Source organism: Bacteroides sp. D55t1_190419_B8, from assembly GCF_015558905.1.
Lineage (GTDB): Bacteria > Bacteroidota > Bacteroidia > Bacteroidales > Bacteroidaceae > Bacteroides > Bacteroides vicugnae.
In genome coordinates this window covers 112386-122560 of the sequence record NZ_JADMOU010000017.1, presented here as the reverse complement: position 1 = coordinate 122560, position 10175 = coordinate 112386, and the positions used below count along the sequence as shown (strand labels likewise).

The following is a 10175-nucleotide window of genomic DNA, read 5'->3' as shown; positions in this document are numbered from 1 at the left end:
GCATCTGTAACAAGTATGGTATTAGGATATATCGGTTTAGGGAATCCTTCTGCCTTCCGGCGTAAAAAGTCTTTCTCCCTGTAAGGATCGAAAGTGTCCCCTTGAGGTAACGGACGATTTTTATCCATATAGAGGACATAAAATGACCACCAGCCGGAATCATACGCCCCAAGAACAGGAATGACAATTCCACTGTAAGGATGTGCAAAACCTAAGTTTCCGTTAGAATACCCCGGAATTACTTTTGAAAAGGGAATGGTACAACGTGGAAAAAACAAATGGCGGGGAAAAGTCACAGTACCCTTCATTCTGTCCAGTACAAAACGACGGGAAGGAGCAAGTAATCCGTTTAAAAGCAGAAAAAAAGAGGCTAATATTGCTCCGCTCATGGCAGGGCTATAAAGTCGACTAAACGGATCATTCATTTCTATACAAATGAGGATTATCCATGTGCATGAAAGAATACCTCCAATGACTATCAAAGTACTCCGGATTAAGGAACTCGGATTGAAAATAAGAAATTCATCATCAGCTCTTTCTACATTCATGCTATCGGCAAGCTCAGTTGTCAATACAGTTGGAAAGGGATGTATAATATGCTCCATCATTCTGCTTTTTCCCATCCATATATTTGATGCGATTAATATAAATAAAAAAAGTATTCCAATCGCTATCAAAAATGCCATTCCAGATGCAAATATTATTAATAATTTGCCCCATAGATGCTCAAAAATCAAAAACTTTCGAATGGGGAAAAGTTCCCTAAGGTACCACATCCCATAACAACATATACCAAACATTGCCATTCCGCATACTAGTGTAATGATTCCAGCTATAATTCTTATTGTAGACGGACGGTTACTATCTGTTTCCATTGTCATACCTGTTTTTATATTAAAAATTCCATACGTTTTTACTGTCTGGAGATATAAATACTTGTTCTAATACAGTCTTTGCTTCATGATAAAGAAGCCTTCTTGTATCTAAAGGTACATTGGGAATATCAACTTTATACCTGTAGATAAGAAATGTCTTTTGTCCATTACGAGGCATTGGAGTGATGTTCCCATCCTCGTGCCTAAAACTCACATATAATAATATATATAGTTCCGGACTAGCGTAGAAAGTGTTTGCTAGATTTCCATCCTGAAAAGTATAACAATAATAACTGTCGGTCATTATAGGTTCTTGGTCATGAAAGTAAGATGAATAAGGAATATTATTCTGACTTTTACTGTTCACTTCTTTTAAATCCACATCAAAATATGGATTCTCACCCACCGGTATTTTTTTAACGAACCTAATACACATTTTTATTCCAGAAAGATTCATCGCTATTTGTGTAATGTCGCTATAAATGTGTACCAGCACTTCATCATACAAAGGAGGACGTACTCGGGAATCTGCAGAATAAATATATTCTTTCCGTCTGTATTCTATTTTTGCACTGAAAAATGGTATCATTGCTTGGGTATAGAGAAAAGCTTCGAGTTGATATTTGTAATCTGATAAAGCTTTAAGATGTTTATTATTTTCTTTCTCATAAAATTCTTTATTAAAAATCTTACTTCTAAATTCAACAGAAGAAAGTTTTTGAATTTGCAGGTAAGGCTCTCCTGAAAGAATCTTTGTTATATCTTCATATAAGACAGTTCGTTTTATAAATGTCTCTATATCGCTATCTATCAAACGACTAGCAATGAAACCGCATATCAATCCAATTGCGGCGCAAACAAGCAAGGTCACTGGACCACCAGCCCAAGCAAATTTAAGACCCAATAGAGCCAGCCCTCCGCCTGTAGCAAAGGATAGAGCTGATATAAAATAAAATGTAGCAGCATCCTTATCATTTCTCTTTAAACGGTCCTCCATATCAAATATTGCAGTAACGGCATCAGCAAACATTCCAATAGCGCCAAGTACTGTTATTTGTAATCTAATCCGTTCTAAAGATGCTTGGTAGATTAACGCCTGTCTATTCGAAACTGATGCTCTCAAATCCAACCCCGTTTCAATAAAACGACGTTGTATTGTTGCAATAGCAGATGCAAATCCAAAAGTTTGAACTAGTGTTTTTGATATATCATTTTCTTTGTCATACCCCTCCACAATAGCAGATAGCTGTATAAAAGAAAATATAGCTAAATAAGATTTATTACATGACATACGCTTGAAAAACTTTTGATAATTTTTTGGATTTTTGGCGACAGTTTTAATATAAACAGGTTTTGTCAAATCTTCTATTTTTTTTACTTTAATTCGAATATAACCTCTGCCATCGATTACTGTTTCGTCTAGTCGGCTACGTCCAATCTCATTGAGGCGTCTGGTGACATCTCCTTTATCAAACTCTATTAACAGGTTATTCCAATCGATTAGAAATCTGTCTGTCACTAATTTTGTTTTTTTTGTTTCGTATGCTATTCTCCAAAAAGTATTTATTGCATTGTCAAGCAGTAGCATAACTGCAGAAAAACTTCCATCTACCCCAGCGCTATTTTTCTCTTTATATGCTGCATTAGTATCTCTTGCTATATCAAGGTTTAACGAAGCAAGAGTAGGAATATCTTTTAGTAATAAACCCACTTTATCGTCACCTTCTCCAATAAAAGCATCGAATATGGATTTTATCGTAGAAGCGCAAGGGTCATTGTATTTTTTATATGCATCCGGTAAATCCAGCCCTTTATCATTTATATGAGGAACAGGTGATAGCGCCAGCAAGATAGTCATTAGGGAACTCTGGAGTTTAAATTTCATTTCAGAATGCATCACATCATTTTCATCGGATGCTATATTGACTGTATCTACGGTAAACCGTTCGCAAAGTCGGGTGAAGATGGGACTATTAATATACAATGCAATCAGTTTACGCAGATTTTCAATTTTTGCTCTGCTTTCTTTTCGTTCTTCGGTAGCTAACAGTTTTTCGATAGAATCCCGGTCTAATGCTTTTGCTCCTGCTTTTAAATGGTTTTCTTCTTTAGAATAGGCAAAATTATAGAAATAAAGTAGCAGAGTATGTATATATTGGGCTTGTTTAATCTCTTCTTTCCGGGTATCAAAATCTTTTCCCTGTAACAAGTCCATCTCTGATAAGAGATAGATTATCTCCTCATTTTCTAAACCTTGCATTCCGGCGCTCTTCATAAGTAAGCGCTTGATTTTTTCAGGAGACACTCCTGTCTGGATAGAACGAATCAAGGATTCATGCTCGATGCGCGCATCGTTCAAATCATGAATGAGTTTTTCTACACAACCGAGAGGGTCGTCTAAAACAAAAAATACATCCCGGAATTTCGTTCTTTTTTCCTGATGTTGTATTTTTACAGAATCTATAAGCCGTTCGTAATCATAAGCTATTGCATTAGCATATCCGTCTTCCGGCATCACTGTCTTATCCGGCATAAACCAGATGGAATCAGCATCGACATGTCTTCTTTCAATATCGCTCTTAGTTGTACCATCGCTCCATTCCTTACATTTGAAAACAGAACCTATCGGTTGTTTATTATAATAAGTTTCATTAATAAAAGAATCGGATAATTCAATGGATGTATAAAACAACTGTACCACATCGTCTGAGAGTAAAAGGATGAAATCATTGGTCTGGTTTATATGTTTTTCCATACAATCCTTCTTCGTAGACGCATTATCTTTCTTTTTTATTCCTGTTAATGTATATTTATTATTTGTGCATTTATAGATATATACGGATTTCGTATTATGGCTATATACATATAGCCAACCATTGCGTAAAATCATCGGACTCAAATGATAGCCATAACCTTTGACTACAGGAATCGCACCGCCCCGGCCATCGAGAAGTGTGAGCTTACCGGAAGGGTAAACGCTTGCTTTTGCTTCCTCGCTGTCGCAATAGATGCCGAATCGCATTGGAAAGAGCCTGATACCGTCAATGATGTCAAGCTTTGGAGACTCTACCTTTATGTCTTGATATTCAGCGCTAAATTTATAGCTACCTAATTTAACATCATCCATATTTTACTCCTCCTTTTTAAAGTGTTTGGATAGTATATCCCAGTCTATTTCAACCGTTCCGTTTTTTACTGTTCCTTCAAACTGTTTGACAATACGATTATCCTCATCAATCAGAACACTAATTTTCACAGTGTCTCCATCCGGAATATTGGTAACATCGGCTACCATTTTCGTACCTTCGTCAATTCTATCGGAATAAAGACGGACGCCTTCTTTCTCCCATCTAAGATTATAAATCATTGGAGTCTGACCCGAAGTTTCTTTTTTTAATTCTGCGATATTGTTTTTGGCTTCTTTCATTTTCTTTGAATTGCCTGTAACTGCAGCGCCTACGCTATCAACTGTACGGATTTTCGGGAACGGTATTTTCCGGATATTCATCGTAATCGGTTTTATAGGGGTGGCGCTACCGATGACGACTCCGGGCACTCCCGCCGGGATCACACCTCCGTGGGCAGTCATACAGTTTTGTACGACAACAGGGATGCCGTCAACCATTACTCCCGGATATCCCTGAGCTATCATGTCAGGAGGGCCACAGCATACGCAGGCATCTCCCATAAGGGATACCGGGGTTCCGTCTACCAATACTCCCGGACAACCGGGACCTATGATTGGACCTCCCACATGGGGCGTTACACCTGTGACCATTGGGCATATATGATTTAAAGTCACTGTCACAATCTGTTTCATAAGCTTACGTTCTATGTTTTACATTACATCTATTTTGTGGGCAACTCCCTGCACAGTTGTCATCTTGCCCGATACTAATGTTTCTGCACCGTTTATTGTCGCTTTGGTCTTGCCGTCTACCGTTGTATTTTGACCGGAGAGATTGACATCGGCTTTTGCTTCGGCATTGATGCTTCCTTTTGCGGATGCTGACATGTCACCATCAGTCTGCTGCATCAAATTGCCCTTGGCTGCAAGATTTATATCGGCTTCGGCAGTTACATCTACATTCTGTTTAGCTGCAATCTGAACATTTTCTTCAGCATTGATGCTGACGTTCTTTGCTGTCAAAGACAGGGTTTCCGGTGCGGTGATTTCAATATTCTTTCCTTTAGTGTCTAAATGGAGTATACAACCGTTACCATCCTTAATCGTAATGCCCCAGTCTCCACCCTCATCATCATTGAACTCCAGCGTATGCCCACTGCGTGTCCGCATACTCTTTACACTGTTATCCGTTGCTGCTCCCTCTGAATTAGCCTTATAGAAAAGGCTGCCTGTCACATAGGGACGGTCGGGATTGCCTTGTTCGAAGCCTACCATCACCAAATCACCCGGCTCGGGAATAAACACAAAACCACGGTTCTTGGCTACTTGCTCGCTCTTGCCTGCATCCGGGCTTTGCACCCGCATCCAGTAGCTCTCGCCGCCGTCTATCTCCTGCCACATGAACCGCACCTTGACACGCCCCTGATTCTTGGGGTCGTCATTGCTCAACACTCTTGCCATCTCCGGATAGGCTATCGGCATCACGGCGTCTCCCCACGGCATGACGGGCGTACCGCCGGGCACACCGCAGAAGGTGTTGCTATATTGTCCTTTACTGTTTACCGTATGGGTAATCTCCGTGATGCGGTAACGTCCCAAATCGGGAATCTTAACTCCCGGGAAACTTTCGGGTACACGGGTAACCACCAATTCTCCCAGCCGGATGCCGCAGTAACGGCTCGTAGCCCTGATTTGAGACAATTGGGAATAGTTGCGGTGAAATCCGGCATCCCCGTAGTGCTCCAAATCCATTGCACTATATGCGGGTCTTATCGAGGGGAGTCTCGCTTCGGTAGGGAAGATAGGTTCACTGCATTTCTCAGCCGAACGGGAACCAAGGGTAGCGCCTTTAGGCGTTCCGCTAAAGTCGTAATAGAACTTATCATTGACAGGGTCGAACTCATAGGTACTATGGTTTAGCGAACGGATGGTGGCATTGATGTTGATACCCGTCAGATCTACATCATACCCTGCACGGATTTCCGTATCTATTTCCGGATCTCCTATCTGTAGCGTTTCCCCGTTGTAATAGAACCACTCGCCGTAGGAGCGCAGCAGACGGGAAAGAAACCCGTAGCTTGTCTCTTTATAGCGGGCGACATAGGGGATGATGTCCGTATGTTTGGGATTGTTGGTCACATTCATTTTCACCCCGCTCTTGTCAAGTATGTCGCTGACTATCGTATTCAGGTTTTGTTCTATATAACAGTCCATAGAGGGGTCTCTGTCAAGCAGGATGGTAGGACTTCCCCCTTCCAGAATGACAAATCCCTGATTACCGTCGAAGCCTTCCACATGAATATCAGAAATCAGTCCGTGAAATTCCGTTTTCTCTCCGCTCTCATGATGGGTCATGAGGATGGATACCTTCTCACCCAGTTGCTTGAATATCACATCGGGACCGATAGCCCAGACACTTGGCTTGTCCGGACGGTAGTTCACTTTGATTTTGAAACGGTGATGTGTGCTGACCGACTGAAAGAGTTCCATTGTCACATAATCGCAGACTTTTCCTGCTACTTTTATCTCCACGCTTACAGCGTCCAAGTTTGTCGATGCCATAGTTAATATGTTTTATGGGTGAATACTATGAGTTAATAAAAACACGGTAGTTATAGGTCTCCGGAGACAACCGCCTGAGCTCACTGTCCAAATCGACAACGAACTCTTCCCTGTCCAATCCTTGCATCCCCTCCGATAACCGTAGATACACGTCCAGTGTCCTTATGAAACCTTCGCTTTCTTTTTTACCGGCTGCATACCCCAGCTTTACCTCCACAGAGCGAATGCTGTCGCCATACCTTGCCATGCAGAAGTTGCGTATATCCTCTTTCGTGTATATACTGCCGTGTGACAACAGCATGAATCGGTACATATCCATCCGGCGCTTTACGGATGGGGAGGGCTCTCCTCCATGGGCGGAAGTGACAAACCGCAGCGTATCTTTGTCTATATCGGGATTTGCACAGTCATTCAACGGTTCTCCCGCATAGATGTCATTGGCAAATTCGCCATTAGTAAGAGTATAATCCACAGTTAACCGGGTATCCTTGTCATAACGTTGGTCTATGACTACATACGACAGCACTTCCTGTCCTCCGACTCCGTCTTTATTCTTATCTCCCAATTGGTTTACCCGTTCCTCTATCTGCTCGATCACCTCTTTCATCCCGTCTTTGTCTGTCGAAGAGAAGGCCATGCTTTCGTCATATAGCAGGTCTGTCAGACGGTTCAGAAAATCTTTGGCATCCATCGCATTGAAGCGTTCGCAACCGCCCCTTCTGACCGAATAACAGCCGGCTCTACCTTCATCCTGTGTGCTGGAAATTTCCCTAAGCTGGTCTCCGTGGTTATCGGTAATCGAATCCACAAACAGGAAATATTCAAATTCCGTCTTTTCCAAAGGCAGAATGGCCGAGACGGAATCTACCTTTCTGGTAATCTTTGCCGGATATTTGTTTACTACGATAAAAGTGTTCATCTGCACCTTTATCTGTTCCAGTATTTCTTTTGAAAAAGCGGTGGGAAATTCTATATCTATCCAAACAGTATCCGCATCACATTCAGCAATGAAATCACTTGGCAGCAGGAAAGAGATTTCTTCGGGCACTCTGCTACGTGACAAATCTCTGACTTTTAATCCGTGAGCTTTCAATGTCAGGTAATGGGAAGCATATTTGCTGGTTATTTCTTCCGTAATCAACCTGCCAAGATCGTATTTCTCACTGACCGAACGTGTGGGGTCGTACTCGATTCCCCCTTTAATATCTACAGGAATACCGGCAATCGTGCAATGGCAGTACGGCAGTAATTTCAGATAACTGCTTTTATCCGCTACAAGCGGTATATCTATATATAACGGCAAGTCGTTGAGGGTAGTTACATTGTTGCCTATTTTCATCCCGATACTGATTTTCCGCCCCATTACCGGCACATCGGAACGAAAGCGGGCAGTGGCGTCACGTTCTCCTTCGGGAGTGATTGTGCAAAATTCATCCGCCGTCACGAGAAACTTCAGTTCGGCATTGATTATGCGGGTTTCATGCAGCGGAGTAAAGAAGAGATTTTTCATCTTATACTTCTTCACTATCTCCGTGCTTTTATAAGAAAATAGGTCTGTGGGAGATACAGTAGCTTGCGGTGTATATGGTCGGGCAGCAGCAATAGCATGGGCGGGTTTGGCAACCAATGCCGTGTGTGGAGTAAGGGCGGAAGCGACTTTCTCCAACAATCGGCTTTCAATGGCGTGCATATCACCGGACAGCTTGAAAATTTCGCCCGACAAGGCTTCAATCAGCAGTCGGATAAAGGGGTCTATGCCATCTATATTTCGTATGTCATATAGGGTTGCCGCCTGTTTGAACATCCGGGCTTTAATGCTTTCTTTTGTGAATAGATTTGCCATACGTTTTAATTTTATATTTCAACTGCCTGATTATTCGTTTGATAAAGGTCCCATGTATAATTTGTAACCGAAACCGCAGGGAGCACCGGTGGAATTCAATGTGGCGAGTACTGTAATATCTACCCGCTTACGTATCATCCGGTTATCCAGAACTTCTTCCCTGACGACTTCTTGTAGGTTTACCGAGAGAGTGATGTCGGAAATGCGTTTCTCATAAGTGGAAATCGCCTGCATCACGTATCCGGTAAACAGTTCTTTCCATTGTTCGGTAGAAACAATGCGCTCAAAGTCCAACTCCCAAATCCGACAACCGTATTTGGGGTCGAAACGGTGCTCACCCGGACAGGTGGTCAGCAACAGTTCGATGTGCTGGTCGATGGATTCCAGTTCGGAACATCTTTCCAGTTGCCGGATATCTCCTTCGAAGAGCTTTTCCAAACGTACCGGTAGTTTATAGTATTTCTGTTTCATCTTCCAAAGAATTTACTTTGTCGTGGTACGGCTATTCTACCGCCCCACATACTGCTATGTCCTGTGTCATACCGGCGCTCGATGCCGAATGAATTTCTTTTGTACAAGTTATGCGACCATAGGTAGGGATTCCTCCGGTCTGCCAGTATCTCCTCCAACTTAGCCAAAAGTAATCTCCTGTCGGAAAGATTGCTTTCCAGAACATAGGTCATATAAGTTCCGGTATAGGGGTGGTATTGTGAAATGAATAATTCACACCCGCCGCCTTGCATCGAGACTTCGCATCTCTCCAACATGGTATCATAACTGATATATACTCCCGTAAGCCCGCAAGCCGGTGCGGGGGAAGCATGGGGAACTGCCGTCCCGATGTATCCGAGCTTCTCGACTTCACCGCCTTGCCAAAGACCCGTTTTGAGTAGTCCTGCCATTTCATGTAGTGAGTATATAGCCATAATATTATCGTTTTAGTTCAAATTCATCACCTCCCATCCGGACAGACGGAAAAGTCATCACAATGGTCTTTACCGATGCGTCTCCCTGCGATACATTGCGATAATGCACGCAACTTGCATCACTGAATTTTATCTCGAACAGTGCACCTTCGTCCATAGCATCGCTGTTGCGGTAGAATCGGACTACTCCGTTCTCTTTTCTGTTCGATTGCATTATCCAGTTCTCCACCTCCGCATTTACCGGCTCCGAGAACACAGCGTATGCTTCCATATATTCTTTCGAGGAATTATCCGGCTCATAGGCAATATCAAACTCGGACAAGATGTGCGACTCTCCGCAAAGCGTCATTTCGCATACCATATCCGGATTGCGTCTGTCCGCAAACACTTCTTTTCCTTTAAACAGCCTGTCGAAAAAGCCCATAGTTATTTGTTTTTAAAAAATAAGTCATTGTCCGTTACAATCTCTTTGGCTTCTATCACAATGATAGTCACCACACCTTTTTTAACCCTCGAATCGTAGTTCATACGATAGCTCCTTACCGATGCGCCCGAAAATTGCAGTTTGGCAAAGGTCGTTTCGTGTTCATCCAGTGTAACAATCGCCCCATCTTCCTTACGGAAGGTGTCAAAAAGCCATCCCAGCAGGGTAGCGTCAGCAAATCCATCAATGACGATTCGTATTTCTCCGCCGCATACGCCGGAAGTGATTTCACCTTTACGCCCCACATTACGGCTCAATCCGTAATCAAAGTGTTTCAGCGGATATTTCCCCCGATACACACCGTGAGGAAGGTCGATATTCTCTTTATGTAAGTATAAATAGGTTTGCATCCAACGAA

Annotated in this window: 8 protein-coding genes and 1 pseudogene; all 9 read right to left on the bottom strand. The window is 42.5% G+C overall.

Annotation, left to right across the window (positions count from 1 at the left end; all coding sequences use genetic code 11):
• Positions 1-608: pseudogene (locus I2I13_RS15285) on the bottom strand (hypothetical protein); the annotation flags it as partial.
• A gap of 286 nt (positions 609-894) precedes the next feature.
• Complete coding sequence (locus I2I13_RS15280; RefSeq protein ID WP_195649899.1) at positions 895-4002, bottom strand: toxin VasX; 3108 nt, start codon at positions 4000-4002, stop codon at positions 895-897.
• Positions 4003-4005: 3 nt separating this feature from the next.
• Positions 4006-4695, bottom strand: coding sequence for a PAAR domain-containing protein (locus tag I2I13_RS15275; protein ID WP_032598207.1), 690 nt, complete (start codon positions 4693-4695; stop codon positions 4006-4008).
• A gap of 18 nt (positions 4696-4713) precedes the next feature.
• The gene (locus I2I13_RS15270) at positions 4714-6564 is read right to left on the bottom strand and encodes a type VI secretion system Vgr family protein (protein WP_195649898.1); all 1851 of its coding nucleotides are present in this window, start codon (positions 6562-6564) and stop codon (positions 4714-4716) included.
• 25 nt (positions 6565-6589) lie between these two features.
• The gene (locus tag I2I13_RS15265; RefSeq protein WP_195649897.1) at positions 6590-8407 is read right to left on the bottom strand and encodes a type VI secretion system baseplate subunit TssF; all 1818 of its coding nucleotides are present in this window, start codon (positions 8405-8407) and stop codon (positions 6590-6592) included.
• Positions 8408-8437: 30 nt separating this feature from the next.
• The gene (locus tag I2I13_RS15260) at positions 8438-8878 is read right to left on the bottom strand and encodes a GPW/gp25 family protein (protein ID WP_005787083.1); all 441 of its coding nucleotides are present in this window, start codon (positions 8876-8878) and stop codon (positions 8438-8440) included.
• Positions 8875-9333 (bottom strand): DUF5456 family protein, encoded by a 459-nt coding sequence (locus I2I13_RS15255; RefSeq protein ID WP_005787085.1) that lies wholly within the window; start codon positions 9331-9333, stop codon positions 8875-8877. Before I2I13_RS15255 ends, I2I13_RS15260 begins: the two co-directional genes overlap by 4 nt.
• Positions 9334-9337: 4 nt before the next feature.
• Complete coding sequence (gene tssD, locus I2I13_RS15250; RefSeq protein WP_005794665.1) at positions 9338-9757, bottom strand: type VI secretion system tube protein TssD; 420 nt, start codon at positions 9755-9757, stop codon at positions 9338-9340.
• 2 nt (positions 9758-9759) lie between these two features.
• Positions 9760-10167, bottom strand: a complete 408-nt coding sequence (gene tssD, locus I2I13_RS15245) for a type VI secretion system tube protein TssD (protein ID WP_005787089.1) — start codon at positions 10165-10167, stop codon at positions 9760-9762.
• Between the last annotated feature and the right edge of the window lie 8 nt (positions 10168-10175).

Excerpts from the sequence above, each read along its gene's own strand:
- I2I13_RS15270 (WP_195649898.1), bottom strand. The coding sequence starts at position 6,564 with ATGGCATCGACAAACTTGGACGCTGTAAGCGTGGAGATAAAAGTAGCA.
- I2I13_RS15255 (WP_005787085.1), bottom strand. The coding sequence starts at position 9,333 with ATGGCTATATACTCACTACATGAAATGGCAGGACTACTCAAAACGGGT.
- I2I13_RS15280 (WP_195649899.1), bottom strand. The coding sequence starts at position 4,002 with ATGGATGATGTTAAATTAGGTAGCTATAAATTTAGCGCTGAATATCAA.
- I2I13_RS15260 (WP_005787083.1), bottom strand. The coding sequence starts at position 8,878 with ATGAAACAGAAATACTATAAACTACCGGTACGTTTGGAAAAGCTCTTC.
- tssD (WP_005794665.1), bottom strand. The coding sequence starts at position 9,757 with ATGGGCTTTTTCGACAGGCTGTTTAAAGGAAAAGAAGTGTTTGCGGAC.
- I2I13_RS15265 (WP_195649897.1), bottom strand. The coding sequence starts at position 8,407 with ATGGCAAATCTATTCACAAAAGAAAGCATTAAAGCCCGGATGTTCAAA.
- tssD (WP_005787089.1), bottom strand. The coding sequence starts at position 10,167 with ATGCAAACCTATTTATACTTACATAAAGAGAATATCGACCTTCCTCAC.
- I2I13_RS15275 (WP_032598207.1), bottom strand. The coding sequence starts at position 4,695 with ATGAAACAGATTGTGACAGTGACTTTAAATCATATATGCCCAATGGTC.